We start from the raw sequence: 26,482 nt of genomic DNA on the forward strand, positions 1-26,482 counted from the left end.
GGCCAGGAAGGTGATCAGCGCCACGAAGGAGCCGATCATGTAAATCTCGCCATGGGCAAAGTTGATCATCCCGATGATGCCGTACACCATCGTGTAGCCGATCGCGATCAGGCCGTAGATCGCTCCGAGCGACAAGCCGTTGATCAATTGCTGAAGAAAATATTCCATATCCTCATCCCACCTTCAGCGCGGCGCAAAGGCAGGGTGCGGCGGCACGGGCACACTCGGCACACCGGTCTCGCAACAGCAGCCCCCCTGTCTGGTGCACTCTGTCTGGTGCAGCCCATCCATTCACCAAACGGAATGCCGTATCATCCGGAATTCCGTCTATTGGTCTGACGGACCAAGATTTTTCCTGTTCGAAGGCGGCTCCTGCGATCCGGCCGGGCCGTCCGGCAAGTGCCCCTCCTGACCTTTTCGGTAGTACCAGCCTGACGGATTTTTGCAAGACAGATTTGTGTTGTCCGCATGCGTCGTGGCGAAGGGCAAGGGCCGGAAACGCGAAACGCCCCACCGGCGGTTGCCGGCAGGGCGTTCTGCAAGACGTCGTGGACCGTCAGGCCGTCAGCGGACGGCGACGGACTGCTTGGTCGGGGCGGCAGCGACCTTCTGCTTCGGCTTGGCCGGAGCGGCGGCCTTGGCCGGCTTCGCCTTGGCGGTCGTGGCCTTGGCCGCCGGAGCCGGCGTGGCCTGGGCGACGGCGAAGACCGGGTCGGGGTTGCTGACCACCTTCACGTCGCAGAGCGGACGGCTGGCCAGATGCATCAGACCGGCGTTCTTCTCGTCGCTGGTCAGGGTGCGCAGGTCGTCCGCCGTCAGCTCCTTCGCAGCGACCGAGCGGTCGACGAAGTTGGCGCAGTATTGCGGGATGCCGATGGTGGCGGCGCGGCGGCTGATCTCGTTCGCCAACTCCGTCCGGAACATGTCGAACTGCCGGGTGGCGTTGCCGCCGGAGCCTGAGCGTTTGTAGAAATTGATCAGCGATGCTTCCGAGCTGGACAGCAGGGCGCGGTTCTTGACCGAGAAGTCCTGGTACAGGTCGAACGGCTTCTTGTCCGGCGTGACCGTGCGGCAGGTCAGGCCGACCACCATCATCTCGGTGTGCATGCGCATCAGCTGCTCGGCCGCATGTTCGGCGCGGTTGTAGCAGGCGGGCGTGGCCGGGGCGCTGGACTTCGCCGGGCGCGCAGCCTTGGCGGCGGCCGGCTTCGCCGGCTCCTTGGCGGCAGCGCCGGCGGACGCCGGCAGGGCGAGCAGCGCGCCGAGGACGGCGGCGCCGGTCAGGGCTTTGAGGGAATGGCGGAGGGCGGCGCGCTGGCGACTCATCAGGGGCTCCGGTGGCGCGGTACGACAGGACGGGTTCGGGCGGGAAACAGCATTGCCCGACAGTCGGCGACCTTCTACCCGAACGCCGTGACGGGTCAATGGGATTTGGCCGATGCTTGCGTTTTGTCCCATCGGCGCGTCGGGCAGGCAACGCTGAGTGACCGAAGGTTCCTTCCCCTCTGGCCAGAGGGGGCGTGCGTCACTGGACGGGACCGGGCCGGCGACGCTATGGATTGGCGCAGGACAGTCGGACAGGTGACAGGGCATGGCAGCCACCGGATCGCAATCGGCCGGTACAGGGGCCGCGACAGAGTACCGGAGCGGGCACCGCATCGGCATCGACCTGGGCGGCACCAAGACCGAGGGTATCCTGCTCGACCGTCAAGGAAACCAGCTGGCGCGCCACAGAGTTCCCACACCGAAAGGCGATTATGACGGCACCGTCGCGACCATCCGCGATCTGGTGGCCCGGCTGGAACGGGAAATTCCCGTTGGAAGCAGGGCGACGGTGGGTTTGGGTATTCCGGGAGCCATCTCCCCGGCGACCGGACTGGTGAAGAACGCCAACTCCACATGGCTGATCGGGCGCGACTTTGCACGCGACCTGACCCAGGCGCTCGCCCGGCCGGTGCGGATCGAGAACGACGCCAACTGCCTTGCGGTGTCGGAAGCGACCGACGGCGCCGGGGCCGGCTGCGGCGTGGTGTTCGCGGCGATCCTGGGCACCGGCTGCGGCGCCGGCATCGTCGTTCACGGCCGGGTGCTGGGCGGGCGCAACGCCATCGCCGGAGAATGGGGCCACAACCCGCTGCCCTGGCCGACCGACGACGAACGGCCGGGGCCGGCCTGCTATTGCGGCAAGCAGGGCTGCCTGGAGAGTTTCGTATCGGGGCCTGCGGTCGCAGCCGACCATTTCGCGGCGACCGGCGAGAGCCTGGACGCCGCGGCCATCCTGGCCCGCGCCGCCGACCCGTCGACCGGCGACGCCGGGTGCCGGGCAACGTCGGACCGGCTGGTCGGCCGGCTCGCCCGCGGTCTGGCAGCGGTCGCCAACCTGCTGGACCCCGACGTCATCGTGCTGGGCGGCGGCCTGTCGAACGCGGAACTGCTGTATGACCGGCTGCCGGCGGCGATGCAGCCCTGGGCCTTCAGCGACCGGTTGGACACGCAGGTGCGCCGCGCCCGCCACGGCGATTCCAGTGGCGTGCGCGGTGCGGCATGGCTGTGGCGGCCGGGAGAAATGCCGCCGGAACCATCAGCCGGGTAAGCCGTCTCAGTCGCGGCGCGCAGTCCGCGGGACCGGCGGAGCGTCGGCACTCTGCGGCGCCGCCATCACGCGCTTGGCGGCGGCGGGGTCGACCGGCGGCGGCGTCAGCGAATGGGACGCGGAGTAATGCTTGTCCGTCCGTTTCACGTCGGTGCCGTAACGCGCCATGCCGGCCCGGTCCTTGCCCGCCTTCATCGCCCCCCAATGGGACGGCGCCGGGCCGGGCAGCGGCTGGGCCTGATCCAGGTTGCGCAGCAGCGGGCCGGTCGGAACCATCTGGTCGTACACCCAGGGCGCATATTCCTGCTTCTGGGCGTGGGCCGGCAGCGACAGCGTCATCACCGCCAGAGCGGCGGCGACGGCGGTCCGGATGGCGGTATCGGCAGAGAAGGCAACGCGGGTCATCGAACAGGCACCTTTCGTCCGGGAAAACGGATCGGAAGGGGCAGTCGAACGCAAAGCACCCGCGCCGTCCAATGCGGAGGCGCGTTACCCACCCCGGTCGCCGCATGCCCAAGCGGGGCATGGCTCCCTCCTTACGATAGGGCGCTGGGGCTATTCCGTTAGGAGGCCCCGTCAGGAGGCCGGCAGGCGGTAGAGCGTCAGGTGCAGGCGCTTGCCGGTGTTGTAGTTGAAGCCCGACAGCTCGGCCAGCGGCAGCGGCGTGGCGGTGCCCAGGCTGTCGAGGAAGGCCGGCGCTTCGCGGTCCTCCACCAGGGCCAGCCCGCAGGCGCGGTCCGCCGTCAGATGCGCGGCGGCGCCGGCGCCATGGACCAGCCTGGTCGGCGTGCCGAGCAGGAAGACCAGGCTCGGCTCCGAATAGCCGGCGGTCGCCACCACGCTGTCCGGGCAGGGCCGGACCTGCGCCACCGCGCGGGCAGCCTGCCGGCTGACCCACACGCCGTCGATGTTCGGCAGCACAGCGGCATAGGTCCCGGCATAGAGCAGCGCCGCGGCACCGACCCCGGCGGCAAGCCCGCTCCGCCGCTCCCCGCGCAGAAGCGAGCGCAGGGCGAGCGCGAAGAGTCCGCCGACCGCCGGCACCAGCGCCACCCCGACCGGATCGATCCGGCCATCGACCAGCCAGGGGATCACCGCCACCGCCAGCGTCAGGGCACCGAAACCGATCACGCCCAGCGCCACCGCAGCGGCAACCAGCCAACGGCGCGGCCGTTCGCGGCTGCGGTCGAAACCGTCGATCAGGGCCGCCGCGGCGATGGCGGCGATGGCCGGGAAGACCGGCAGGGTATAATGCAGGAGCTTGGTCGGCACCGCCTCGAACACCAGCCAGCTCGGGATTATCCAGGCGATGCAGAAGCGCACGGCGTCCAGCCGGCGGCGCGCCCACACCCAGGGAACCGCCAGCAGGGCCAGCAGCGACCAGGGGGCGAAGGTCACCCAGAAGGTGCCGAGGTAATAGCCCGGCGGCAGCCCCTTGCCCTCCTGCCCGCCCGACACCTTGCCCAGCATGTCGTGGCCGACGGACTCGGCGAAGAAGGCGCCCTTGCTCTTGATGGCGATGGCGATCAGCCAGGGAGCGGCGATGGCGACGACGATGCCGAGCCCGGCCAGCGGCTTCAGCCGCTTCAGCCACCCGGCCTCGCGGTCCCACAGGGCCAGCACCAGCGCCGTGCTGCCGGACACCAGCAGGACCATCGGCCCCTTGACCAGCACGCCGATGCCGGCGGCAATCCAGAAGACCAGCGGAGCCACCCAGGCAGCACGCCCGGCAGGGACAGGCTCGCGGCGGCCGAGATAGAGGTGGGCAAGCACCGCCTGCCCGATCACCACGGTGGAGAGCAGCACGGCATCGGTCTTGGCCATCCGGGCCTCGACCCCCAGCACGACGCAGGAGGCCATCATCAGCCCTGCGATGAAGCCGGCCGGGCCGCCGAACAGCCGGGCCGCCGCCCAGGCGCTGGCGAGGACGGCCAGGATCGCGCCCAGGAAGGATGGGATGCGGTAGGTCCAGATGACCTTGTCGGCGCCGACAGGAATCCCGCGCACGGCATCGGCGGCGGCGGTCGCGGCGGTCTGCAGCCAGTAGATGCCGACCGGCTTCTTGTAGCGCGTCTCGTCCTGGAAGCGGATGTCGACATAGTTGCCGCTGTCCAGCATCTGCGACGATGCCTGGGCGAAGCGCGCCTCGTCCCGGTCGAAGGGCGGCAGCACGGTAAAGCCCGGCAGGAACAGCGCCGCGGCGACCAGCGCCAGCAGCGCATAGGCCCAGACCGGCAGGCGGCTGGCCGACGGATGGCCTTGCGGCGAGGACGCTGCGGTCACGGCTTGCTCGGCACCGCGTCGCCGGCCGACACCGACTTCTTGTGGGTCCAGACGAAATAGACGTTGCGGGCGTAGATCACCAGACCGGCGCCCTGCCCCAGCATGAAGACCGGATCGAAGCGGTAGATGGCATAGGCGAACAGCAGGACGCCGCCGGCCAGCGAGAAGTACCAGAAGACTTCCGGCATGACGCTGCGGCGGGCCTTTTCACTGGCGATCCATTGCACAACGAAGCGCATGGTGAACATGATCTGAGCGAAAACGCCGACGCCGACCCAGATCAGGTCAGTGGTGCTTTGCCCCTGGAACCACGCTGCGGCGCGCTCAATCATCGTAGAATCCTGTCGCGAATGGGTCGCTGTGAGAAGGTCGATCGGCTTTGAAAGACGTCAGAGGCGTTCTGAGACCGGCGACATCTTCGTCCGCCGCTTCAGCCAGTAAACGCCCAGCAGATCGACCACGCCGATCAGCCCGCGCCGCCAGTTGTTGTATTTTGACACGCCGCGTTCACGCGGGCGATGGTTCACCGGCACATAGGCCACCGGGTGGCCGTGGGCGCGGAACAGCGCCGGCAGGAACCGGTGCATCGCCCCGAAGAAGGGCAGGTCGAGGAAGGCGTCGCGGCGGAACAGCTTCAGCCCGCAGCCGCTGTCGGTGCAGCCGTCCTGCAGGAAGGACTGGCGGACGGCATTGGCGATCTTCGAGGCCCAGCGCTTCGACAGGGTGTCCTGCCGCTTCTTCCTGAGGCCGCCGACCAGCACCGGCGCTCCCGCCTCGCCCGTCGACACCAGGGCGAACAGCGCCGGGATGTCGGCCGGATCGTTCTGGCCGTCACCGTCGAGCGTCACCACGAACTCGCCGCGCGCCGCCTTGACGCCGCTGCGCACCGCCGCACTCTGGCCGGAGCGCTGGACATGGCGCAGCACGCGCAGCCGGCCGGCTTCGACTGCCGGGGCAAGACGCGCCTGGGTGTCGTCGTCGGACTGGTCGTCGACGAAGATGACCTCGAAACCGCCGACCGGAACCAGTGCCCGCTCGATCTCTTCGAGCAGGGGCAGCACGTTCTCGGCCTCGTTGAAAACGGGGACAACGACCGACAGCCGCACCGGCTGGCCGCTCTCCGGATAAATGCTCACGGTTTGCCATCCCATTCGCCAAACGGGCGGCAAATTACTCTCGCGGCGCGGCGAACGGTAGCGGAAAAGGATGAGACGGAAGCGGGGCAGATCCCCGCGTCCGTCCGATATGCGGATGCAGAGGCCGGATTACCCCTTCTTACCACCGGTCTCGGGGACCAGCGGCAGCGGCACATAGCGCAGGTCGCCACCGCGGCTGACCAGCATCAGCAGGGTCTTGCGCCCCTGTTCCTTCGCCTTGGCGATGCGGGTTTCCAGATCGGCGGCGGTCGCCACCGGTTCCTGCCCGGCCTCGACGATGACGTCGCCGAGGTCGAGCCCGCGCTGCGAGGCCGCGCTGTCGCGGTCGACCTCGGTGACCACCAGACCGTCGACATCCTCGCCGATGGCGAAGGTCTCGCGCAGGCCAGGGGTCAAGGGAGCCAGCTTCAGGCCGAGCGCCGACTTGCTCTCTTCCGGCTGGGCGGAGCGGGGGGCGCCGCTCGATCCCGACATCGCCAGCTGCTGCGGCTCGTCGCGCAGTTCGCCGACGGTGACCTGGATCGACTGCTGCTTGCCGCCGCGCAGCAGGGTCATCGGCACGGTGCGGCCGATCTGCGTGGAGGCGACCAGGCGGGGAAGCTGGCGCATCTGCTCCAGCGGGTCGCCGTTGAAGGCGGTGATGACGTCGCCCTGGCGCAGGCCGGCCGAGGCGGCGGGACTGTCGGGCGAGATGCTGGTGACCAGAGCGCCGCCGGAGCCCTCCACGCCCAGGCTTTCGGCGATGTCCGGCGTCACCCGCTGGACCTGGACGCCCAGCCAGCCGCGGCGCACCTTTCCACCGTCCTTCAACTGGTCGATGATCGGCTTGGCAAGCGAGGACGGGATGGCGAAGCCGATGCCGACCGAGCCGCCGGTCGGCGAATAGATCGCGGTGTTGATGCCGATCACCGAGCCGCCGGCATCATAGAGCGGACCGCCGGAATTGCCGCGGTTGATGGCGGCGTCGGTCTGCAGATACTCGTCATAGGGGCCCTGCTGGATGTCGCGGGCGCGGGCCGACAGGATGCCGGCGGTCACCGAGCCGCCGAGGCCGAAGGGGTTGCCGATGGCGACCACCCAATCGCCGACCTCCACCGCTTCGCTGTCGCCCCAATGGGCGGCGGTCAGCGGCTTGGCGCTCTCGACCTTCAGCAGGGCGAGATCGGTCGGCGCGTCGGACCCCACCAGCTTGGCCGGCAGCTTGGTGCCGTCATGCAGGGTGACGGCGATTTCGGCCGCGTCGGAAACGACATGGTTGTTGGTGACGATGAGGCCCGACGGATCGATGATGAAGCCGGAGCCGAGTGCCATGCTCGGCAGACCTTGCGGACCGCCACCCTGCGGACCGCCGTTCGGCCCGCTTTCCGGCGAGCCGTTGCCCTGGCCGCCCCGTTGCCGGTTGCGGAATTCGCGGAAGAACTGCTCCAGCGGCGAGCCGGGTGGAATGTCCATCCCTTCCGGCAGCCGGCCGCCACCCGCCGAGGGCTGGGGCGCCTGGGTGCTGGAGATGTTGACGACGGTGTCGATCTGCGTGCGGGCAAGGTCGCGGAAGGACGGCGGCGCGTATGTTCTGCTCGCCCCCGGCGGCGCCCCGACGGCGGGCGCGTCCTGTGCGGCGGCCGGCAGCGCTGGCAAAAACACCGCGCCGGACAGCAACGCGCACAGCGCCGCGGCCGGAAGGCGTCGGAAGATCGGGTACGAACGCGGCACGGGCGCATGCGGCATGGACGGTCTCCGCAAAAAACGGTTGTGTAAAGCAGGGAAGCCGCGACCGACGGCTCCCCAAAAGACCCTGGGCGAGAAACCACTGGATGGCGGGCCCCGGTCGGGTTTGTTCTGAAACTGCAAACACGGAACCCCCCGTCCGGGGTCCATCGCACTTTTCAAAAGTCCGGCGACCGGAAGATGCCGGCGGCGGATTCGCTCCACTCTGGGTTTCGGGCCGCCTGCAGTTTTTAAAACCGCAGGCCTTTCACCAAGCATCGTGCCCAGTTGTGACACCGGATACAAAATCACGATTCCGTGCAAAGTTATGCTGGCATTTTTGAGAAGAGTTTCCGATAGTCATCCATACCGAAAACATCGCCCGCCAGCGTGAAGCCTCGATGCTGCTGACGCACGCGCCCGCGTGGTCCCGCGTCGGAAGCGTGCGGTCCGGGTGGACATGCTGACGAATGACTGAAAATTCACTTTGGCAACCGAGCGATATAATGAACGCAGAAACCGGGAGCGAACCGGAGTCTCCCAAGAAGCGTGGGCGCATTCCGCAGTCGGCGTGGCCCCAAATTCTTGATCGCTACCGCAGCGGTGCAACCCTTTCGGCCATCGCACGCGAATTCGAATGCACCCCCAGTGCCATCTCCTACATCATCAAGAAGGCGGAGGCCGCGAGCGGCCAGGGCGATGCCGTCTCTGGTGACGGGACACAGGACGATGCACAGATCGCCGACGCCGGGACGTCCGCCACAGCGGACACGGCTGGCGAAGCCGCCGCTCCGGTGACGGCGGCTGCCCCGGAGACACCGGCCGAAACGCCGGTGGCCGCTCCCGCCGAACCCGCCCCGGCACCGGCTGCCGAGACCCCGGCCGAACCGCGCCGCGCCGCTGGCCGCACTGGCCGGACGACGCTGACCCGCGCCTCCCGGCCGGAAGCGGCTGCCGAACCGGCCCCGGCCGAAGCACCGGCAGCGGCCCCGGCGCCCGCTCCGGCACCGACGGAAACGCTGCGCCTGAACCGTCCGGACCCCGCCCCGGCGGCGGCCCCCGCCGCCACGCCGGCTCCGGCCGCACCGGTGGCAGCCGCGCCGGAGGCCCCGCGGGCTCCCGGCCAGCCGACCCCGCCGGTGGATGCGATCGAAGGCCGCCTGCGCGACACCGCCAAGGCCTGCATCTCCGCCTATCGCGGCTGGCGTCAGCAGCCGAGCGAGGCGACGATCCAGTCCCTGTCCGATACCGTGCACGAACTGCGCAAGGCCCTGGCCCGCGTGGAAATCGACATGTCGGCCAGCCGCCGCGAGGAACAGGCGATCCGCCCGATCCCGATCCCCGCGCATCGGGCCTCTCGCCGCCCGAACTGAGCGGACTTTTGAAAAAGCGGGTTTGAAAAGGCCCCTTTGAAAAGCCTCCGTCCCCTCGTGGGGCGGAGGCTTTTTGTTGCCGCTTTCGCTGCCGCGCCTCCGCTTGCGTTTTTCGTGCAAAAGGGTCTTGACGGCCCCCTATCGAAAGGCTACTCCTCTGCGCCCCGATGGAAGGGTGGCCGAGTGGTTAAAGGCAGCAGACTGTAAATCTGCCCGCGTACGCGTACGCTGGTTCGAATCCAGCCCCTTCCACCATCCCTGCGAAATCGATGCTTCGCAGGACCGCCGTTCCAGACGGCTGATGTGCTGCAAACTCCCCCTTGGTTACAGCGATCCTGCGCCGTCGGTGCGCGGCTTTATTGTTCGTTTGGCAGCGAGACATGCCCGACGGTGTAAAGTTGCATCGTCTCCGTCACCCCCGGCGGCAGCCCGGCCCAGAGCGTGACTTTCGTCATCTTCCATCCCGTCGGATCGAATGCGGCAACGGCGGCCAATGCACCGGCGTCAATCGCCGACTTTGCCTCCGCGATGGCATTGTCCTGCCGTGAAGCCAAATCCGAATAGGCGGCAATCGCAGCGATGTCGCGGGTCGCGTAAGTCGCGTCTTTCAAATTCCCCGACAGCTCTGCATGCCAAACCAGCCATGTCTGCACGGACGGCCAGCCGAAATCGCGTGTCAGTGAGGCAAAACCCGGACTGGAAAGAAAGCTGTCGATCCCTTCCGGCTCATCCCACAGGTAGAACGGCGCATAGAGGTTTTCTGCGCTGACAAAACCGGCATCCTGTTTTCTTGCCGCGAGATAGGCTTTGAAACGCAGCCGTGGAAAACAGTCGAGCAGCGGCCCCTTCTCACGAATGCGGCGGTCGATGATCGCCATGTCGTAATCGGCGGGCAGCACGAAGCTGTATTGCATGGCGATCATCGGGAAAGCTCCCCCTGCTCGACGGCTTCCATCCAGTGAACGGCGGTTCCGTCCCGCACCGGCTGGACGCTGACATAGCTGAACGGACTGGACGGTGCCGCACCATGCCAGTGGCGTTCGCCGGGTGCGAACCAGACGGCGTCCCCGGTACGGACCTCGACCGGCTCGCCGCCCTCGCGCTGCACGAGACCGACACCGTCGAGCACGAAAAGAAGCTGTCCGGACGGATGGCTGTGCCAGTGGGTCACGACGCCCGGCGGGATGAAGGCGCGCATCGCCGTCATCTCGCCCTCTGTCCGGCTCGACAGCAGCATCTGGACGAGAAAGGAGCCGTTGGCGATCCCTTCGGGCGCGGAAACAACCCCTTCGCCGGCGCGTCGGACGGTCATGGCGGGCGGACAGGACATCTGCATTTCAAAATAGCCGGTCATGGAAGGGCCTCCTGCGCCGGCAGCGCGGCGGACACACCGGATGCGAAAGACCAATCCTCGAAGGTCGAATCGGCGATCACGATCATCACGTCTTCCGGCCGCACACCCGGCGACGCCGCGAGAATCTCGACCAGCCGCCGGTAGAAGCGCGCCTTGGTTTCCGGCGACCGCAGCTTTCCGGTGGTGATGTGAAAGACGATGAAGTCATCCGAGCGCGGACCGCCACGATAGGTCCGGTCAAAGACCAGTTCATGTGGTTGATGCTGGTGAATAGCCAAGAATCGGTCGTTCTCCGGAACCTCGAAGCAGTCGACCAGCGCACGGTCCAGACTGTCGGAAACGGCCGCGAGATAGGCCGGCGATTTACCCGCGAGCAAAGAAATCCGTGTGAAGGGCATGGCATGCCGCTCCTGTTTGAGCGATTGACAGCCCCAGTATGGATGGAGATTATCATCCCGATAATCAGATTATTTTGAACGAATCGTCCTGATTTACGGGATTTTCAAAATGCGCCTCACCAACCTCGATATGGATGCGCTGCGCAGTTTCGTCGCCGGCATCGACGCCGGATCCTTCGCCCAGGCCGCCGATCGGCTCGGGCGGTCGACATCGGCGGTCAGCGCCCAGCTCAAGAAGCTGGAGGAGCAGACCGGGACAGCGCTGGTGCGCAAATCGGGTCGCGGGCTGACGCTCACCGATGGCGGCGAGGTGCTGCTCTCCTATGCCCGGCGTCTGTTGAACCTGAATGACGAGGCGATGAGCGCCGTTCGCGGCGCGGGGCTGGAGGGCTGGGTCCGTCTGGGAATTCAGGAGGATTTCGGCGAGACCGTATTGCCGCAGGTTCTCGGCCGCTTCGCCCGCGCCCACCCCAAGGTCCGGATCGAGGGGCGCATCGCCCGCAACAGCGAGCTGTCCGAGAAGATCGCCTCCGGCCATCTCGATCTGGCTCTGGCATGGGACGACGGCAGCGCATCGGCCCCCGAACGGATCGCCTCATTGCCGCTGTGCTGGCTGACCGCGGCGGAGGAGGCGCCAATCTGGCAGGCCGACGGGAACGAGCCGTTGCCGCTCGCCGCATTGGAGGCGCCATGCCTGCTGCGCACCATCGCCTGCGACCATCTGGACCGGCATGGGATTGCCTGGCGCATCGCCTTCGTCAGCCCGAGCCTGGGCGGCCTCTGGGCGGCGGCGGCGGCGGGGCTCGGCATCGCCTTGAGGACACCGGTGGGCCGGCCAGCGGCGGTACGCGTGCTCGATCCCGTCGCCTGCGGCTTGCCGCAACTTCCGTCGCTCGGCCTCAGACTCTTGCGGTCCGACAAGGGACCGAACCCGATTGGCGATCATCTCGCCACCATCATCCGGCAGGCGTTGCGCGAAACACTGCCGGCCGGCTGGATGCCGGAAACACCGGGCGCCGGCTGACGCCGGCCTTAGAGTCTGCCTGATGCTTATTGAAGCATCAGGCAGACTCTAATCTTTTGGTTTTCCGTGTGATTCACGCTTCACGCGATTCCGCTTGAACCGATCACACTCTAACGCGGCAGCGGATCGGCGGGCGTCACACGCGGGAAGCGCAGCGTGAAGGCGGTCCCCGCCCCCGGCTCGCTCTCCAGCCGCAGCCGGCCGCGCAGGGTGCGCGTGACCAGCGTGTAGACGATGTTCAAGCCCAGCCCGCTGCCGCCGCGGTCGCGGCTGGTGGTGAAGAAGGGCTCGAAGATTTTGCCGTGCAGGTCGGCCGGAATGCCGCGCCCGTCGTCGGCATAGACAAGCTCCACCTCTCCGCCGGTCACCGTGACCGTCACGGTCAGCCGGCCGCGCACGCCGGGCTCATAGCCGTGCAGCAGCGAGTTGATGACGAAATTGGTCAGGATCTGGCCGAAAGCGCCGGGGTAGCTGTCGAGCGTCAGACCATCCGGACAGCGCACCTCGACCGAATGCCCGCCGCGGCGGATGCGCATGCCCAGGCTGCGCAGAATCTCGTGGATGTACTGGTTCAATTCGAAGACGCGGCGTTCCTCGCTGGCCTGATCCACGGCGATCTGCTTGAAGCTCTGGACCAAGCGGGTCGCGCGCTCGATGTTCAGCAGCATCAGCTGCGTCGCCTCGTCGGCGATGTCGATGTAGTCCGCGAAATCGCCGCGCCGCAGGCTGCCGGCTTCGAAGAGATGCCGCAAGGCACGGGTCTTCTCCGCCAACAGCGAGGCGCCGGTCAGGGCAATGCCGACCGGCGTGTTGATCTCGTGCGTCACGCCGGCCACCAGCGATCCCAGGGCCGCCATCTTCTCCGCCTGGATCAGTTGGACCTGCGCCTCCTTCAAATCCTGCAAGGCCCGCTCGGCCTCATCCTTGGCGGCACGCACCGCCTCGGCCGCGTGGACGCTTTCGGTGACGTCGGTGTGGGCGCCGACGATGCGGACGATCCGGCCGTCGTTCCCCGCCACGGCGAGCACGCGGGTTTCCAGGAAGATCGTCTGGCCGGACCGGTGGCGGAAGCGCTGGAGCTGACGGCTTTCCGACCGGCGGCCGGCCGCCAGTTCCTCCACCATCTCCAGCGCGGCGTCGCGGTCCTGCGGATGGAGCAGCTCCTCCCAGCGGCGGCGGCTGTTGTCCATTTCCGCTTCGGAATATCCCAGCAGGCCCCACCATTGCGGGGAAAACCACACCTCCCCGCTGTGCAGGTCCCACTGCGAGATGCCCTCGCGCGCCGCCCGGATCGCCTGTTCCAGCAAGTCCCGGCTGGAGGCCAGCTCCCGCTCCGCCTGCTTGCGGCGGGTGATGTCGGTGTAGGTGGTGACGAATCCGCCGTCGGGCAGCGGCAGGGTCACCGTCTCGATGATGACGCCGTCGGGCCGGACACGCTCGTTGTAGAAGGGCCAGGGCGCCTTGCGGATATGGTGCAGCCGCTGCGCCACCAGATCGTCGACGTTGCCGCGGCCGTAGCCGCCCTGCTCCGCGATGTGGCGGACCACCACCTCATAAGGCTGGGCATAGCGCGGAAATCCGGGATCGATGTAGAGCAGCTCCAGCACGCGCCGGTTCCAGGCGACCAGCCGGAGGTCGCGGTCGAAGGCCATCACCCCCTGGCTGAGGCAGTCGAGCACCGAACTGGTCTTCTCCCACGGTTCACGCTCCGCCGGGATGCCGGCAACGGCGGCCTCGACCGCCGTCAGCAGCCATTCGCCCGCTCCACCGCTTCCCAGCGCCAATGTGACGGCGCTGCCGTCGGGAAGCCCCGACGTCATCGGCCGGCCGCGGCGCAGATCGGTCATCGCACCGCCCAGCAGGCTGCCGAACAGACCATCCAGCGTCGTGTTGCCGCCCACGTCGAACCGGGCCGCGAAGGCGGCATTGGCCCACACCAGACGTTCGTCGGCGTCGAAGCGGGCGAACCCGGTTTCCCCCATGCCCGTGCCTACTCCCTCCGCTCAGTCCGCCAGCCACCGAAGTCGCACGAAGACCCTACTCCAAATAGGATTGATTACGGGAATACTCACGAATTCAAGCACGCGGGCAGATTTATATTTCGCATTCTTATATCTCTTAAGTTGCCGGGCAAGCGCCATTGCAGGACGATTCCCGGGAAATCCGGCGGACAGGCCTCTTGATTTTACGCGGCCACGAAGCCTAATCCAGCGGCTGTCGTGCGGTGCGGCAGTCAAGCCGTTGACGGGAAAAGGATTTGTATGATGGGGGATGTCGCGGCCTATGGCAGCCTGTTCCTGGTGGCGCTGGTGGCCGCGACGATTTTTCCCGCCCAGTCCGAACTTCTGCTCGCCGGGCTGCATGCATCCGGCAACTATCACGACGGCCTGCTGGTTCTGGTGGCGACCACCGGAAATGTCGCCGGTTCCACGATCAACTGGGCGCTCGGCCGCTATCTGATGCATTTTCAGGACCGCCGCTGGTTCCCGGTTTCCCGCCCGCTGGTCGAACGGGCGACCGGATGGTACCAGCGTTTCGGCGTCTGGTCGCTGCTGCTGGCCTGGGTGCCGGTGATCGGCGATCCGCTGACGCTCGTCGCCGGCATCCTGCGCGTCGACCTGCGCCTGTTCCTGCTGCTGGTGACCGTCGGCAAGCTGGGACGGTACGTTGTGCTGATTGTTGCAGTATAGCACAGTATAGTAGCAGTATTGTGCGTGATGCCGTTGGAATCCGACAACAATGAGCTTGTGAACGGGCCCGCCGGCACAGTATTAACGGACCCCGAAACGCGGATCCCTCGAACCGGTGAAAGGCCTCGGACCTGAAGGGGCTTTTCGGAATATCGACGTTGTTTGACAGAGGTCAAACGCGCCGCATCGGCGGTCGACTATGCTCCGCGCCAACGTGGAACCGGAAATCAGGCGCATCGACATGCCAGACGGAAGCATCGTTCAGCAGGGCCCCGCCCAACCCGCCAAGGTTCCGCTGTACGAAAACCATAAGACGATTCATCCGAAGGCGGTCAAGGGCCTCTATCGCCGCCTGAAGACCGTCACCTTCTCCGTTCTTCTGGCACTGTTCTTCATCGCCCCCTGGATCCGCTGGGAGCGCGGTCCCGATGCGCCGGCCCAGGCGGTGCTGTTCGACCTGACCACGCCGCGCTTCTTCCTGTTCTGGATCGAGATCTGGCCGCAGGAGATCTATTACCTCACCGGCATCCTGATCGTCGCGGCGCTGGGCCTGTTCCTGGCGACGGCGCTGGCCGGGCGTGTCTGGTGCGGCTTCGCCTGCCCGCACACGGTGTGGACCGACCTGTTCGTGTGGATCGAGCGGGTCTTCGAAGGCGACCGGGCGGAGCGCATCCGCATGGAGAAGCAGCCCTGGACGACGCGCAAGATCCTGCGCAAGGCCGGCAAGCATGCCGGCTGGATTGCGCTGAGCCTCGTCACCGGCTTCGGCTTCCTCGCCTATTTCACCGACGCCCCTGCCCTGCTGCACGATCTGGCCACCTTCCAGGCCAGCTACGAGGCGACGTCGTTCTTCGGCATCTTCGTCGGCATGACCTATGTGATGGCCGGCTGGACGCGCGAGCAGATGTGCATGTACATGTGCCCGTGGCCGCGCATCCAGAGCGCGATGCTGGACGAACATTCGCTGGTCGTCACCTATCAGGTCGACCGCGGCGACAACCGCGGCCCGAAGCGCAAATCGCAGAGCTGGGACGAGCGCCGCGCCCAGGGCTTCGGCGACTGCATCGACTGCGGTCAGTGCGTGCAGGTCTGCCCGATGGGCATCGACGTCCGCACCGGCGAGCAGTCCGACTGCATCAATTGCGGACTGTGCGTCGACGCCTGCGACAGCATCATGATCCAGCAGGGCCTGCCCACCCGACTGATCGCCTTCGATTCGCTGGCCGCCCAGGACACGCGGGCTTCCGGCAAGAGCTATCAATGGCACCTGATCCGTCCGCGCGTCATCGTCTATGCCCTGATGATGCTGGTCATCGGCGGCGCGATGGCCTGGAGCTTCGCGCTCCGCCCCAGCCTGAACATCACCGTTCTGCGCGACCGCGCCCCGCTGTTCGTGACGCTGTCCGACGGCTCGATCCGCAACGCCTACACCTTCAAGGTCGCCAACAAGACCCGGCAGAACCGCTCCTACACCCTCAGCGTCGCCGGCCTGCCCAATGCCGACATCAAGGTGATCGGCGAGGCGGAGGATGAGGCCGCCGCCCACACCGCCACAATCTCGGCGGAGCCGGACAGCGTCGCCACCTACCGCGTCTATGTGACGGCCCCGCGCGCAGCGCTCACCGCCACCTCCCTTCCCCTGACCTTCCAACTGTCCGACACCGGCACGGCCGAGAAGAACAGCCGCGACAGCGTTTTCCTCGGCCCCGCCAACTGACGGTCGCCAACACCTTGGCATGAGCGCGAAAGGCGGTGGCCGTCGGAACGGCCTACCGCCTTTCGCTTTTGTGCGCAAAGGGGGGACGCCCGCATGGACAGTTTGCGCGGGCACCCGAGCCACTCACCTGACTCAAGCGAACGCAGGCTGGGCCACGGCGACAAAGTGCCGTCCGGCAGCTTGGTGACGGGTGGCAGCGAGGTGAAGGTCCCATGCTTTTTGATTTCGAACCATCGGGCATCAACGACACCTACCTGCGCCTGACCCGCAACGGGCTGTCCTGCATCGTTGCGCCGGCCGGGGCATGGAACGGGCTTGTCCGGGTGAATTACATCGTGGCCGGCGCGCCCGGCAGCAGCGAACCCTACATGATCTTCCGCAGCCTGGATGTCGGCTGGGACGACGGTCGATTCTGCTGGAAGGGGCGCGCAGCGCCGGTGATGACCAGTTCCGCCATGGTCGACATCCTGCTGGATCGCGGGATGGTGACCGAGGCGGAGGCGGAACGGCTGCTGTTCGGCATCAACACCCCGGCGGCCGGCGCCACGTCGGACGAGTCGCTGATGATCCGTGCGCTGCTCGCCGGCTGCAGCTTCACCCCCGTCTACGACCAGCAGCCGCTCAGCAGCGAACCGCCGACGGTTGCCGGCTTCGCCATGCGCACCCTGTCCGATCCCGGCGCCTTCATGCTGGAGGCCCGCAACGGCATCCCCGTTCTGGACAGCGAGGCGCGCGACGCCCTGCGCCGGCTGGTCGGCGTGGCGATGTGACGCCCTGCCCCTCCGTCTTTGGTCGAAGATCGCGGCGAAGAGGATCGATTCCCTGCCCAAAGGCGTAGGGATTAGACCTTCGGGCGATAGAAACTGTCACAGTGCCAGGACATTCTTATTGCAACTGCTCACGGGAGCCACGCCGCCGCCGACTTAAACCTTTTGCGAGAGAGTTCGACCAGCCATGAACGCCAGACTGTCCCACCGCTGCACCTCCCTGTTCGACCGCGCCCGCGCCGCTTGGCTCAGCCAGCCACTGGCCCGCAGACTGGCCTCCCGCAAGGCCACCGGGCGCCCCCGGATGTCGATGGAACTGCTGGACCTGGAACTCTTCCGCATCGACATCGGTCACTGAAGGCCGCAGCCCGATTCCGTTCAATGGCTGCTCTACTTCAGCAGATGCTCGTACCGTGCGTCTGTCAGCGTCTTCATGAAGGCGACCAGCGCCTTGACACGGCGCGTATCCAGGGCGGGCGCCGACTCCAGTTCCTTTGACGACAGGTTCGCCGCCACCTCCGGTGGCCCCCACGGCTTGCCCGTCTCCGGGTTGAGCGCGGCCTTTTCCGTCCGGTTGTTGTAGTGGTCGTAGAAGCGGACCACCGTTTCCAGATCCTTGAACACCCCGTTGTGCATGTAGGGGCCGGTCACCGCGACGTTGCGCAGGGTCGGTGTCTTGAATTTCCCCTCGTAGGCGGGCTTGGCCGCCGCCGGATTGTCGTGCAGACCGCGGTCGGCGAAGCCCGGCTTGGCCGTCGCCTCGCGCAGGGCGGGATTGGCCGGCACGCCGATGTTGTGGTGTTCGTAGTTGGTGAAGGTCTCGCCCGCGGCAGCCGGCATCGGCTTCAGCTTGTGGCATTGGTTGCAGTTGGTGAACTGGGTGGAGAAGAACAGGGTCATCCCCAGATCCTCCTCCGCCGTCATCTTGTACTCGCCGCGCAGGGAGCGGTCGTATTTCGAATCGAAGGGCGCGAAGCGGTCGGTCTTTTCGAAGGCGGCGATGCTGTCGCTCATCGCGTCATAGGCGCGCTCCGCATCGTCCAGCACGCCGGCGCCGTAGAGCGCCACGAAGGCACGGGCATAGTCGGGATTCTCCGCCAGCCGGGCGCGTGCCTGCTCCTTGGACGCCAGCCCCATCTCCGCCGGGTTCAGCGGCGGACCGCCGGCCTGATCCTTCAGGGTGGCGGCGCGGCCGTCCCAGAACTGCCCGCCGACCGCCTTCCCGTCGGCCTTGATGTGGAAGGACGGCGTGAAGGCTGCATAGCTCGCCGTCGGCGCGTTGCGGTCGCCCACCGATTTGCCGTTGTCGCCGACCGACGCCGCCCCGCCCGCACCGCCGGTGCGCGGATCGGCGAAGCCGAAATCCGGGTTGTGACAGTCGGCGCAAGACTGGGTGCGGTTGGCCGACAGGGCGGTGTCCGAGAACAGCGCCTCCCCCAGCCTCTCCTTGCTCAAGAGATCGGCGGCAAGCGCCGCTCCGCCCCCCGCCAGACCGGCCGACAAGAACGCCAGCGCCAATGCACGGGGGAAGGAAAGGGAGGGGGTGGGCATGATGACGCTCCTGGCAACGGCCACTGACTGAGGCCGACACTGAGCGTCAAAGGTTAATCGAGAGTGAGAATTGTTATCAATTGACCTGCGCGGAAGAGGGGTGGGGCGAAAGGTCGCTGACCGGCAAAGGCCCTGGCCCGATCAGGCCGGCCCGTTTCCTTCCCCCTCGCTCAGCAGCCGGCGGATGGCGTTGACCAGCGGCTTCATGTGGAAGGTCGAGTCCGGAGAAACCGCGACGGTTCCGCCGGCCGCCTCCACCGCCTCGGCCACCACCGGACCGACGGCGGCGATGCGCGTCCTGGCAAAGCCCTGGCGGAAGGCGTCGCCAAGGCCGCAGGCCTCCGCCACCTCATGCAGGCGCCGCACCTGGGGGGAGGCGGTGAAGGCGACGAAGTCGATGCGCCCCTCCGCCATGTCGCGGATCGCCGCCTGGACGGCGCCGGTCTCCGAATCGTTGGCGTAACGGTAGGGGGTGATCGCCACCGGCTGGCCACCACGCGCCCGCACCGCCTCCAGCAGCGGTTCGTTCGGGTTGTCGGGGTAGAGCTGGATGCCGACGCGGCGGCCAGCCAGATCTTCTTCCCCCAGCATGGCGATGACGCCGTCGGTGGTCGGGGCCGGGGCGGATTTGTAGGGGGCGCAACCGATCTCGCGTAGCGCCTTCACCGGCTTCGGGCCACGGACGAAGACCCGCGCGCGGCCGATGGCGGCGATCACCTCGGCCTCGCGCTCCATGGCGCGGGCGACAGTCATCAACCGCCGCAGCCCCTCGCCAGTCAGCAGGACAATGTCGTCGAACCCCTCGGTCAGCAGCTGCTCCAGCCATGCCCGTGCCGGCGCCGGATCGTCGAGGTCGAGGATCTTCACCATCGGGCAGCGGATCGTTTCGGCGCCATGCTGTTCCATCATGCCGGCGAACAGGTCGAGGTCCCGGCTTTCCGGTACCAGAATCCGCTTCCCCGCCAGATCGCCGCTCTGTCCGGCCATGGTCCCGCTCCCGTGATCGCTCGTGTGGTGACAGCGAGACTAACAGCAGGCGGCGGGCGCGGTCACGCAGGATGGAGCGGCGGCCCCAGCCGGAGACCGGCGAACGGCCTTGACAAGCGGTCCGCAGGCATCTCCCCATCACGCGGCCCCACGAGGGCTGCGCATGACGATCCGGAACGACGCTATGGCCTTCTCCCCGCTCCTGGCGGTTTTCCTCTTCGCGGTGGCGATCTGCGCGTCCTGGGCCATTCTGCGCCTCGTTCCCCATCCGCTTCGCCCGCAGGCCAGCCCCGAAAGCCGGAATGATGGCCGCTACGCCGCCATCGACGGGATGCGCGGGCTGCTGGCCTATGCCGTGTTCATCCATCACGGCATCATCACCTGGCAATATCTCCACACCGGCCTTTGGGCGCTGCCGCCCTCGCGGCTCTACACCCAACTGGGACAGAGCAGCGTGGCGCTGTTCTTCATGGTCACCGCTTTCCTGTTCTGGGACAAGCTGCTGAAGGCCGGGCCGGACATGGATTGGCCGGGCTTCGTGTCGTCCCGCATTTACCGGGTCTATCCGGTCTATGCGGTCGCCGTGCTGCTGGTCGCGGTGCTGGCGCTGGCCTCGACGGGTTTCGAAGTCAGAACCGGTCCGCTCGACCTGCTGCGCCGGCTGGTCGGCTGGGCGACCTTCAAGGCTCCGCCGATCAACGGCCTGGAGAACACCGGGCAGATCGTCGCCTATGCCACCTGGTCCCTGCCCTACGAGCTGCTGTTCTACGCGGCGCTGCCGGCACTCGCCTTCCTGGTCACGCCGGCACGCCGGCTGCGGCCGGCACTCGTCTCGGTCGCCGTGACGCTGATCCTTCTGCTCTATTTCCACAATTTCAGCCTTGCGGTGCTGGAATGCTTCCTGGGCGGCATCGCCGCCGCCCATGCGATCCGCCGGCCCGGACTCGTCCGGTTCGCGCGGTCGGACCGCGGTCTGGCGGTGGCGCTCGCCGGCCTGTCGGCGGCTGTGGCAGGCTTCGACACCGCCTATGCGCCGCTCCCCTTGCTGGGGCTCAGCCTGTTCTTCGCCGCCGTCGCCGCCGGTCAGAGATTCCGCGGAGCCCTGACCTGTCAGCCGGTTCTATGGCTGGGAGACATCAGCTACGGCGTCTATCTGCTGCACGGGATCGTGATCTGGACAGCGGTCACCGCCAACGCTCCCGTGCGTACCCTTGTCGGGGAGGATGCAGGGCTGTACGCGCTGGCGCTGGCGGGGACAGGCATCCTCGTCGTGGCCGTCGCCAGCCTCGTCCATCTGGCGATCGAGCGGCCGGCGATCATGGCCGGCCGGCGGAGCCGCGCCCTGCGTCGGAACGACCGTGCCGAGCGCGTTCCAGCCTGACGATCGCGGCCATCACACTCTAGCCACGCCGGCAGTGCAGGAGGCTGAACAGCCCGAAGGGCGGCAGGGTGCGGATGCTCTCCACCGCCAGCCGCGACCCGGTCATCATCGCATCCAGCGTGAAATCCGGCCGCCAGCCGAGCTTCTTCGACAAGGGCGACAGCCACCCCTCCACCGCGCGGCGGACGCCGGCTTCGGGGGCGGCGAAATGGTTGACGATCACGATGTCGCCACCGGGTTTGCAGACGCGCTCCAGCTCCGCCATCGTGCCCTGGGGGTCGGGGACGACGGTCATCACATACATGGCGACCACCACGTCGAAACTGCCGTCGGCGAAGGCCAGCTTGCCGGCATCCATCTCCAGCAGCCCCTCGACATGGTCGAGCTTCTCGCGCTCCACCCGCTCCTGCGCCACCTTCAGCATGTCGGTGGACAGGTCGATGCCGACGACGCGGTTGTCCTTGCGGTAGTCGGACAGCGACAGGCCAGTGCCGACGCCGACCTCCAGGATGCGCAGGCCGCCGCGGCGGTTCAGCCACTCCACCGCCGCATGCCGGCCCGATGCCAGGAGCACCCCGAACACGCGGTCGTAGAAGCCGGCGTAGCGGCGATAAGCAGCGCGAATGGATTCGGCGTCCATGATCCTGTCCCCCTTTTCGATCCCGTTTTCGGCAGGTTCGGCAAGGTCAAGCCCAAGCCGTCGGCGGCGCACCATAGCCGGCTTTCCTGCATCCCGAAAGTGACGCAAACAACAAAACCCGGCCAATGTCACGCACCGGGCGCATATCCATTTGATGTTGTCGACAAAGTCATTCGCAATCATCTCTTCGTTTTCTTTTTTGATTGAACGTTCATTCAAGAACCAACGCAGCCTTGACGTTCGTCGATCCTATGGGAAAAGGCGCTGGACAGCATCGCCCCGGCGGCTCCATAGACAGGCATGGTCGACACCGTTCCCTTCCGTCCGCTGCGCCGCCGCAGGATGGCGATCCTCGTCGCGGCGCTGGCCGCGGTGACGGCAATGGCCTGCTGGGGCGCCTATCGCTGGGCGGAAGCGGAGGCGCGGGCGGCGCTGACCCTCAATGGCGACCAGCGTCTTGGCCTCTATGCCAGCAGCATCCGCAACGCGGTCGGCCGGTACGACTATCTGCCCTTCCTGGTCGCCCGCGACCATGAGGTGCTCGACCTGCTGGACGCTCCTTCGGATCAGCGGCGCGACGCCGTGAACCGCCGGCTGGAGACGGCGAACGCGGCGGCCGGATCGGCGGCGCTCTATGTGGTGGACCGCAAGGGATTGGCGCTGGCGTCCAGCAACTGGGCCGATCCAGCGCAGAGCTTCGTCGGGCACACCTACGACTTCCGCCCCTATTTCCGTCAGGCGGTGGAGACCGGCAGCGGCCGTTATTTCGGCATCGGCGTCACCACCGGCCTGCCCGGCTATTTCCTGTCGCACGCGGTGCGTCAGGGCGAGGCGCTGACCGGCGTCGCCGTGGTCAAGATCGATCTGGAAACGGTCCAGCGCGACTGGGCCGCCGGTGGCGAGCGGGTGCTGGTCACCGACGAAAACGGCATCGTCTTCCTGTCCAGCCATGCCGAATGGAAATACCGCGCCCTGCGCCCGCTGCCCGACGCGGTAACGGCCCGGCTGTCCCAGACCCGCCAGTATGACCGCAGCGACCTGCCGCCGCTCGGCCTGCGTGACGGCCCGCTGATGGAAAACGGCGCGCGGCTGGTCAGTCTTCCCATCTCAGGTCCAGAGGCAAACCGCCGCGCCTTTCTGATGCAGGAGCTTGCCCTGCCGGAGTTCGGCTGGACCATCCGCTTCCTGTCCGACCTGGAGCCGGTGAAGGCACAAGCGGCCGGTGCCGCCATTCTGACCGCCATGGGCATCCTGCTGCTGGCCGCGGCGGCAGCGCTGGGCTGGCAGCGGCGCCAGACCCTGCGGCTCCAGCGTGAGGCGCGGGTGACGCTGGAACGCCGGGTGGAGGAGCGCACGGCCGAACTGGTGACCGCCAACCGCATCCTGCGCGACGCGCAGGAGGAGCTGGTGCAGGCCGGCAAGCTGGCGGCGCTCGGCCAGATGTCGGCGGCACTGGCCCACGAGATCAACCAGCCGCTGGCCGCCATCCGCACCTTCGTCGCCTCCACCCGGCTGCTGGCGGAACGGGGGGAAACGGCGATGGTTCGCGACAACCTCGCCATGATCGGCGATCTGGCGGAGCGGATGGCGTTGCTGTCCGGCCATCTGAAGGAGTTCGCCCGCAAAGGGCCGGCACGGGTAGAGGCCGTTCCGGTCGCCCGCGCCATGGACCGCGCGCTGGCGCTTCTCGCCTCCCGCCTGCGCGAGGAGGAGGTGCAGGTTGACCGGTCGATCCCGCCCGACGCCCGTGTGCGCGGCGACGCGGTGCGGCTGGAACAGGTCTTCGTCAACCTGCTGCGCAACGCCGCCGACGCCATGGAGGGCAGCGGGGACCGGCGCCTGACCCTGACCGCCACCCGCAATGCCGCTCCAAACGGCGACAACTGGGAAATCCGCATCCGCGACACCGGCACCGGCATCGCCGAGGCGCACCAGTTCCAGCTGTTCGACCCCTTCTTCACCACCAAGGAGGTCGGACAGGGGCTTGGCCTCGGGCTGTCGCTGTCCTATGGCATCGTGCGGGACTTCGGCGGCACGCTGCGGGCGGAGAACAATCCCGAGGGCGGCGCCTGCTTCGTCGTCCAGCTGCCGGAGGCACAGTGAGGCCCAGATGAAGACCGATCCGCTTGCCACTCCCGTGCTATTCATCGACGACGAGCTGGCGATGCGCGTGTCGGTGACGCAATGGCTGCAACTGGCCGGCTTCGCGGCACAGGGCTTCGAGACGCCGCAGCCGGCGCTGGACCTGCTGTCGCCCGACTTTCCCGGCGTGCTGGTGACCGACGTGCGGATGCCGCGGATGGATGGCATGGCAGTGCTGGAACGGGCGCTGGAGCGCGACGCCGACCTGCCGGTGATCCTGGTGACCGGCCATGGTGACGTGGCCCTGGCGGTGGAGGCGATGCGGCGCGGCGCCTACGACTTCATCGAGAAGCCCTTCGAACCCGATCATCTGGTCGCCGTCCTCCGCCGCGCGGCGGAGAAGCGCCGGCTGGTGCTGGAGAATCGCGGACTGCGCCGCCGCGCGTCCGGCGGCGGGATCGAGGCGCGGCTGATCGGCACCTCTCCCGCCGTCGCCGAGCTGCGACGCGACCTGATCGACCTTGCCGCCACCAGCGCCAGCATGCTGATCCATGGCGAGACCGGCACGGGGAAAGAACTTGTCGCCCGCTGCCTGCACGATTTCGGTCCCAGAGGCTCAAAGGGCGCCTTCGTCGCCGTCAATTGCGGCGCCATCCCCGACAGCATGGCGGAAAGCGAGCTGTTCGGGCACGAGCCCGGCGCCTTCACCGGCGCCACCCAACGCCGCGCCGGCAAGCTGGAGCATTCCAGCGGCGGCACCCTGTTCCTCGACGAAATCGAGAGCATGCCGCTCGCCATCCAGGTCAAGCTGCTGCGCGCGCTCCAGGAACGCACCATCGAACGGCTGGGCTCCAACAAGCAGGTCGCGGTCGATCTGCGGCTGGTCGCGGCGACCAAGATCGACCTGCTCGACCTCAGCGAGGAGGGACGTTTCCGCGCCGACCTCTATTACCGGCTGAACGTGGCGGAGCTGCACATCCCGCCGCTGCGGGCGCGGGCGGAGGACATTCCGCTGCTGTTCGACTATTTCACCGCCGAGTTCGCCGCCCGCCATGGCCGCGAACCGCGTCCGCTGGAGCCGGCCGACCTCGACGCCCTGCTGGCCCACGACTGGCCCGGCAATGTGCGGGAGCTGCGCAATCTGGCCGAACGCCACGTCCTGTCGGTGGGGCGCAGCGGCGTTGCCGGCCTGCTGCGCCGCCGCCCCATTGGGGGAGAAACGGCGGCCACGCCGCGCGCCCTGGCCGATCAGGTCGACGCCTTTGAAAAACGGGTGATCGAACAGGCGCTGGAGCGCTGCAAGGGCGACATCAAGGCGGTGATGGACCTGCTGGACATCCCCCGCCGCACCCTGAACGAGAAGATGGCCCGCCACGGCCTGGACCGCACGCGCTTCCTGCCACGGGGATAGCCGACCGTCACCACCAGTGGCGCTGCTGGCGGCCGGTGCGCAAGCGGGCCATTTCGACGGTCGTTGCCGGTTCCTCCGGCTTGCGCAGATCCTTCACCACCGCCAGCAGTGCGCCGTCACGCTCGACCTCCGCCACCGTCGGGCCGGCCATCAGCGTGTCGCAATCCTCCTGCGTCGGCGCGATGAAGAAGTCGGCGCGGGTCCAGTCGGTGACCCAATGCAGATTGGCCGGGGCCAGCTTCTCGAAAGCCAGCGGTTCGGCGCAGACGGCGACGCTGTAGCTGCGGTGGCGGTGGGTGCGCGCCTCCTCCGCGGCGATGACCTCCGACAGATCCTCGACGGCTTCGGGCAGGCTGTTGGCCCAGTAATCCACATCGTATTTGCGCACCGCGCCGGCAACGCCGCCGACCAGTTCGTTGAAATAGACATATTCGTTGGGATGCAGCGACTCCAGGACCACAGCCTCTCGCCCCAGGACCAGCGCCAGCGCAATTCCGGCCAGCACGGCGGCAGACAGTCCCCGCCCGGTTCGCTGGGACACGCCGAACCTCCAGGCGCCGGCCCAGCCGAGCAGCCGGTCGAGCCCGATGCCGCCCAGCACGGCCAGCGGCGGCAGCACGAACAGGAAATGGCGGATCGCGGTATAGCCGGGCGCATGGGTGACGGTGAACCAGGCCACCGGAAACAGCGCCGCCAGCGCCACCAGCCCGCAGCCGACCGCGCGGGCGATGCCCTCCCCACCGGCCAGCCGGTCCCGATGCATCGCCGCCGGCAGAACCATCAGTCCCAGCACGGCACCGCCCAGCATCACCAGCGGCAGCTTGATCCCGAGATACCAGACCAGATAGCTGCGCGGCACCTCGTACATCCAATATTCGGTGCCGCCCAGCAGGGTGCGGATCGGGTAATGGAAGTGCGAGAAATCGGCCAGCGCCCGCAACGGGTTCAGCGGCTCCAGAACCGCCCAGGGCCAGAAGACAGCCATCAGCCCATAGGCGACCGGCAGCGCCGGCAGCAGGCACAGCGCTCCCCGCCCGGTCTCGCGCAGCCGGGCAACGGAAATGCCGCCCATCAGCAGCCACCCCGCCAGCATCGCCGCCGCATAGCCAAACAGCAGCAGCGCCCCGACCCGGATGCCCAGCGCCAGCCCGACGAGGACGCCGAATCCCAGCACCATGGGCAGGCGCGGCCGCGGCATCTGCCCGGCCAGCCGGACCAGCAGCGCCACCGCCGCCATCATCAGCACGGCGAAGGGAATGTCCTTGGTATGGTTGAACAGTCCGCCATACCAGGGACCGCACAGCGCCAGCAGCGCCCCGGCGAGGAACCCCGCCCGCGGCCCTGCCAGCCGGCGGCCGACGCCCCAGACC

Annotated in this window: 25 protein-coding genes and 1 tRNA gene; 11 read left to right on the forward strand and 15 right to left on the reverse strand. The window is 67.6% G+C overall.

The genetic code is table 11. The features are described from left to right. Positions 1–168 (reverse strand): ABC transporter permease subunit (locus tag GBZ48_RS32720; protein ID WP_423319691.1); only part of this gene is annotated, 168 nt, incomplete at its 3' end. A 396-nt stretch (positions 169–564) separates the two neighbouring features. Continuing rightward, positions 565–1,326 carry a hypothetical protein gene (locus tag GBZ48_RS32725; protein ID WP_246307616.1) on the reverse strand — a complete coding sequence of 254 codons (762 nt, stop codon included), beginning with the start codon at positions 1,324–1,326 and terminating at the stop codon, positions 565–567. A gap of 265 nt (positions 1,327–1,591) precedes the next feature. Here GBZ48_RS32725 and GBZ48_RS32730 point away from each other — a divergent pair, with 265 nt between their 5' ends. Continuing rightward, positions 1,592–2,593, forward strand: a complete 1,002-nt coding sequence (locus tag GBZ48_RS32730) for an ROK family protein (RefSeq protein ID WP_174474842.1) — start codon at positions 1,592–1,594, stop codon at positions 2,591–2,593. A 6-nt stretch (positions 2,594–2,599) separates the two neighbouring features. Here the strand turns inward: GBZ48_RS32730 and GBZ48_RS32735 are convergent, their stop codons facing one another. The 5 genes from GBZ48_RS32735 to GBZ48_RS32755 all read right to left on the reverse strand — a co-directional run bounded on the left by GBZ48_RS32735 (position 2,600) and on the right by GBZ48_RS32755 (position 7,758). Continuing rightward, positions 2,600–2,998 (reverse strand): hypothetical protein, encoded by a 399-nt coding sequence (locus GBZ48_RS32735; protein WP_174474843.1) that lies wholly within the window; start codon positions 2,996–2,998, stop codon positions 2,600–2,602. 171 nt (positions 2,999–3,169) lie between these two features. Then, on the reverse strand, positions 3,170–4,876 hold the full coding sequence (locus GBZ48_RS32740) for a glycosyltransferase family 39 protein (RefSeq protein WP_174474844.1): 1,707 nt from the start codon (positions 4,874–4,876) through the stop codon (positions 3,170–3,172). After that, positions 4,873–5,208 carry a lipid-A-disaccharide synthase N-terminal domain-containing protein gene (locus GBZ48_RS32745; protein WP_174474845.1) on the reverse strand — a complete coding sequence of 112 codons (336 nt, stop codon included), beginning with the start codon at positions 5,206–5,208 and terminating at the stop codon, positions 4,873–4,875. Before GBZ48_RS32745 ends, GBZ48_RS32740 begins: the two co-directional genes overlap by 4 nt. Before the next feature lie 57 nt (positions 5,209–5,265). Next, complete coding sequence (locus GBZ48_RS32750) at positions 5,266–6,027, reverse strand: glycosyltransferase family 2 protein (RefSeq protein ID WP_174474846.1); 762 nt, start codon at positions 6,025–6,027, stop codon at positions 5,266–5,268. Positions 6,028–6,141: 114 nt separating this feature from the next. Then, positions 6,142–7,758: a DegQ family serine endoprotease gene (locus tag GBZ48_RS32755; RefSeq protein ID WP_174474847.1), complete on the reverse strand. Its 1,617-nt coding sequence runs from the start codon at positions 7,756–7,758 to the stop codon at positions 6,142–6,144. 485 nt (positions 7,759–8,243) lie between these two features. Here GBZ48_RS32755 and GBZ48_RS32760 point away from each other — a divergent pair, with 485 nt between their 5' ends. Then, positions 8,244–9,110, forward strand: a complete 867-nt coding sequence (locus tag GBZ48_RS32760; protein WP_174474848.1) for a hypothetical protein — start codon at positions 8,244–8,246, stop codon at positions 9,108–9,110. Between the two features lie 169 nt (positions 9,111–9,279). Further along, positions 9,280–9,365: transfer RNA gene (locus GBZ48_RS32765), tRNA-Tyr, on the forward strand. Between the two features lie 101 nt (positions 9,366–9,466). On the opposite strand, the gene GBZ48_RS32770 is transcribed toward GBZ48_RS32765, so the two are convergent. The 3 genes from GBZ48_RS32770 to GBZ48_RS32780 are packed head-to-tail and all read right to left on the reverse strand — an operon-like array spanning position 9,467 to position 10,862. Then, positions 9,467–10,033 carry a DUF4865 family protein gene (locus tag GBZ48_RS32770; RefSeq protein ID WP_174474849.1) on the reverse strand — a complete coding sequence of 189 codons (567 nt, stop codon included), beginning with the start codon at positions 10,031–10,033 and terminating at the stop codon, positions 9,467–9,469. After that, entirely contained in the window at positions 10,030–10,464 is a 435-nt protein-coding gene (locus tag GBZ48_RS32775; RefSeq protein ID WP_174474850.1) for a cupin domain-containing protein, read from the reverse strand. The genes GBZ48_RS32770 and GBZ48_RS32775 overlap by 4 nt, the downstream gene beginning before the upstream one ends. Further along, positions 10,461–10,862 carry a tautomerase family protein gene (locus tag GBZ48_RS32780; protein WP_174474851.1) on the reverse strand — a complete coding sequence of 134 codons (402 nt, stop codon included), beginning with the start codon at positions 10,860–10,862 and terminating at the stop codon, positions 10,461–10,463. The genes GBZ48_RS32775 and GBZ48_RS32780 overlap by 4 nt, the downstream gene beginning before the upstream one ends. Positions 10,863–10,971: 109 nt before the next feature. Between GBZ48_RS32780 and GBZ48_RS32785 the strand changes: the two genes are divergently transcribed. Continuing rightward, entirely contained in the window at positions 10,972–11,886 is a 915-nt protein-coding gene (locus tag GBZ48_RS32785) for a LysR substrate-binding domain-containing protein (RefSeq protein ID WP_174474852.1), read from the forward strand. A 110-nt stretch (positions 11,887–11,996) separates the two neighbouring features. On the opposite strand, the gene GBZ48_RS32790 is transcribed toward GBZ48_RS32785, so the two are convergent. Continuing rightward, the gene (locus GBZ48_RS32790) at positions 11,997–13,868 is read right to left on the reverse strand and encodes a PAS-domain containing protein (protein WP_174474853.1); all 1,872 of its coding nucleotides are present in this window, start codon (positions 13,866–13,868) and stop codon (positions 11,997–11,999) included. 279 nt (positions 13,869–14,147) lie between these two features. Here GBZ48_RS32790 and GBZ48_RS32795 point away from each other — a divergent pair, with 279 nt between their 5' ends. From GBZ48_RS32795 to GBZ48_RS32810, 4 genes are all read left to right on the forward strand, one after another. Beyond that, positions 14,148–14,576 (forward strand): YqaA family protein, encoded by a 429-nt coding sequence (locus GBZ48_RS32795; RefSeq protein ID WP_425486036.1) that lies wholly within the window; start codon positions 14,148–14,150, stop codon positions 14,574–14,576. A gap of 241 nt (positions 14,577–14,817) precedes the next feature. Further along, a complete protein-coding gene (gene ccoG, locus GBZ48_RS32800; RefSeq protein ID WP_246307617.1) occupies positions 14,818–16,293 on the forward strand; it encodes a cytochrome c oxidase accessory protein CcoG in 1,476 nt (491 codons plus the stop codon). 212 nt (positions 16,294–16,505) lie between these two features. Continuing rightward, complete coding sequence (locus GBZ48_RS32805; RefSeq protein ID WP_174474855.1) at positions 16,506–17,063, forward strand: hypothetical protein; 558 nt, start codon at positions 16,506–16,508, stop codon at positions 17,061–17,063. 184 nt (positions 17,064–17,247) lie between these two features. After that, positions 17,248–17,418, forward strand: a complete 171-nt coding sequence (locus tag GBZ48_RS32810) for a hypothetical protein (protein WP_174474856.1) — start codon at positions 17,248–17,250, stop codon at positions 17,416–17,418. A gap of 32 nt (positions 17,419–17,450) precedes the next feature. Here GBZ48_RS32810 and GBZ48_RS32815 read toward each other — a convergent pair whose 3' ends face one another. Next, on the reverse strand, positions 17,451–18,611 hold the full coding sequence (locus GBZ48_RS32815; RefSeq protein WP_174474857.1) for a cytochrome-c peroxidase: 1,161 nt from the start codon (positions 18,609–18,611) through the stop codon (positions 17,451–17,453). Between the two features lie 141 nt (positions 18,612–18,752). Beyond that, entirely contained in the window at positions 18,753–19,598 is an 846-nt protein-coding gene (locus GBZ48_RS32820) for a uroporphyrinogen-III synthase (RefSeq protein WP_174474858.1), read from the reverse strand. A 163-nt stretch (positions 19,599–19,761) separates the two neighbouring features. On the opposite strand from GBZ48_RS32820, the gene GBZ48_RS32825 reads away from it, so the two are divergent. After that, positions 19,762–20,979 carry an acyltransferase family protein gene (locus GBZ48_RS32825; RefSeq protein ID WP_246307618.1) on the forward strand — a complete coding sequence of 406 codons (1,218 nt, stop codon included), beginning with the start codon at positions 19,762–19,764 and terminating at the stop codon, positions 20,977–20,979. 19 nt (positions 20,980–20,998) lie between these two features. Here GBZ48_RS32825 and GBZ48_RS32830 read toward each other — a convergent pair whose 3' ends face one another. Continuing rightward, complete coding sequence (locus GBZ48_RS32830) at positions 20,999–21,619, reverse strand: class I SAM-dependent methyltransferase (protein WP_174474859.1); 621 nt, start codon at positions 21,617–21,619, stop codon at positions 20,999–21,001. Positions 21,620–21,919: 300 nt separating this feature from the next. On the opposite strand from GBZ48_RS32830, the gene GBZ48_RS32835 reads away from it, so the two are divergent. Together GBZ48_RS32835 and GBZ48_RS32840 are read left to right on the forward strand one after the other, a co-directional pair. Beyond that, complete coding sequence (locus GBZ48_RS32835) at positions 21,920–23,722, forward strand: sensor histidine kinase (RefSeq protein ID WP_174474860.1); 1,803 nt, start codon at positions 21,920–21,922, stop codon at positions 23,720–23,722. Between the two features lie 7 nt (positions 23,723–23,729). Beyond that, entirely contained in the window at positions 23,730–25,112 is a 1,383-nt protein-coding gene (locus tag GBZ48_RS32840; protein ID WP_174474861.1) for a sigma-54-dependent transcriptional regulator, read from the forward strand. A gap of 7 nt (positions 25,113–25,119) precedes the next feature. On the opposite strand, the gene GBZ48_RS32845 is transcribed toward GBZ48_RS32840, so the two are convergent. Next, the coding region (locus tag GBZ48_RS32845; RefSeq protein WP_174474862.1) for a hypothetical protein at positions 25,120–26,482 on the reverse strand (1,363 nt) is incomplete at its 5' end.

The sequence above is a fragment of the Azospirillum melinis genome (assembly GCF_013340935.1).
Taxonomy (GTDB): Bacteria; Pseudomonadota; Alphaproteobacteria; order Azospirillales; family Azospirillaceae; genus Azospirillum; species Azospirillum melinis.

What these genes read in the sequence shown, in the direction of transcription:
- GBZ48_RS32725 (WP_246307616.1), bottom strand. Translation starts at nt 1,326, where the DNA reads ATGAGTCGCCAGCGCGCCGCCCTCCGCCATTCCCTCAAAGCCCTGACC.
- GBZ48_RS32730 (WP_174474842.1), top strand. Translation starts at nt 1,592, where the DNA reads ATGGCAGCCACCGGATCGCAATCGGCCGGTACAGGGGCCGCGACAGAG.
- GBZ48_RS32735 (WP_174474843.1), bottom strand. Translation starts at nt 2,998, where the DNA reads ATGACCCGCGTTGCCTTCTCTGCCGATACCGCCATCCGGACCGCCGTC.
- GBZ48_RS32745 (WP_174474845.1), bottom strand. Translation starts at nt 5,208, where the DNA reads ATGATTGAGCGCGCCGCAGCGTGGTTCCAGGGGCAAAGCACCACTGAC.
- GBZ48_RS32750 (WP_174474846.1), bottom strand. Translation starts at nt 6,027, where the DNA reads ATGGGATGGCAAACCGTGAGCATTTATCCGGAGAGCGGCCAGCCGGTG.
- GBZ48_RS32755 (WP_174474847.1), bottom strand. Translation starts at nt 7,758, where the DNA reads ATGCCGCATGCGCCCGTGCCGCGTTCGTACCCGATCTTCCGACGCCTT.
- GBZ48_RS32760 (WP_174474848.1), top strand. Translation starts at nt 8,244, where the DNA reads ATGAACGCAGAAACCGGGAGCGAACCGGAGTCTCCCAAGAAGCGTGGG.
- GBZ48_RS32770 (WP_174474849.1), bottom strand. Translation starts at nt 10,033, where the DNA reads ATGATCGCCATGCAATACAGCTTCGTGCTGCCCGCCGATTACGACATG.
- GBZ48_RS32775 (WP_174474850.1), bottom strand. Translation starts at nt 10,464, where the DNA reads ATGACCGGCTATTTTGAAATGCAGATGTCCTGTCCGCCCGCCATGACC.
- GBZ48_RS32780 (WP_174474851.1), bottom strand. Translation starts at nt 10,862, where the DNA reads ATGCCCTTCACACGGATTTCTTTGCTCGCGGGTAAATCGCCGGCCTAT.
- GBZ48_RS32785 (WP_174474852.1), top strand. Translation starts at nt 10,972, where the DNA reads ATGCGCCTCACCAACCTCGATATGGATGCGCTGCGCAGTTTCGTCGCC.
- GBZ48_RS32790 (WP_174474853.1), bottom strand. Translation starts at nt 13,868, where the DNA reads ATGGGGGAAACCGGGTTCGCCCGCTTCGACGCCGACGAACGTCTGGTG.
- GBZ48_RS32795 (WP_425486036.1), top strand. Translation starts at nt 14,148, where the DNA reads ATGATGGGGGATGTCGCGGCCTATGGCAGCCTGTTCCTGGTGGCGCTG.
- ccoG (WP_246307617.1), top strand. Translation starts at nt 14,818, where the DNA reads ATGCCAGACGGAAGCATCGTTCAGCAGGGCCCCGCCCAACCCGCCAAG.
- GBZ48_RS32805 (WP_174474855.1), top strand. Translation starts at nt 16,506, where the DNA reads ATGCTTTTTGATTTCGAACCATCGGGCATCAACGACACCTACCTGCGC.
- GBZ48_RS32810 (WP_174474856.1), top strand. Translation starts at nt 17,248, where the DNA reads ATGAACGCCAGACTGTCCCACCGCTGCACCTCCCTGTTCGACCGCGCC.
- GBZ48_RS32815 (WP_174474857.1), bottom strand. Translation starts at nt 18,611, where the DNA reads ATGCCCACCCCCTCCCTTTCCTTCCCCCGTGCATTGGCGCTGGCGTTC.
- GBZ48_RS32820 (WP_174474858.1), bottom strand. Translation starts at nt 19,598, where the DNA reads ATGGCCGGACAGAGCGGCGATCTGGCGGGGAAGCGGATTCTGGTACCG.
- GBZ48_RS32825 (WP_246307618.1), top strand. Translation starts at nt 19,762, where the DNA reads ATGACGATCCGGAACGACGCTATGGCCTTCTCCCCGCTCCTGGCGGTT.
- GBZ48_RS32830 (WP_174474859.1), bottom strand. Translation starts at nt 21,619, where the DNA reads ATGGACGCCGAATCCATTCGCGCTGCTTATCGCCGCTACGCCGGCTTC.
- GBZ48_RS32835 (WP_174474860.1), top strand. Translation starts at nt 21,920, where the DNA reads ATGGTCGACACCGTTCCCTTCCGTCCGCTGCGCCGCCGCAGGATGGCG.
- GBZ48_RS32840 (WP_174474861.1), top strand. Translation starts at nt 23,730, where the DNA reads ATGAAGACCGATCCGCTTGCCACTCCCGTGCTATTCATCGACGACGAG.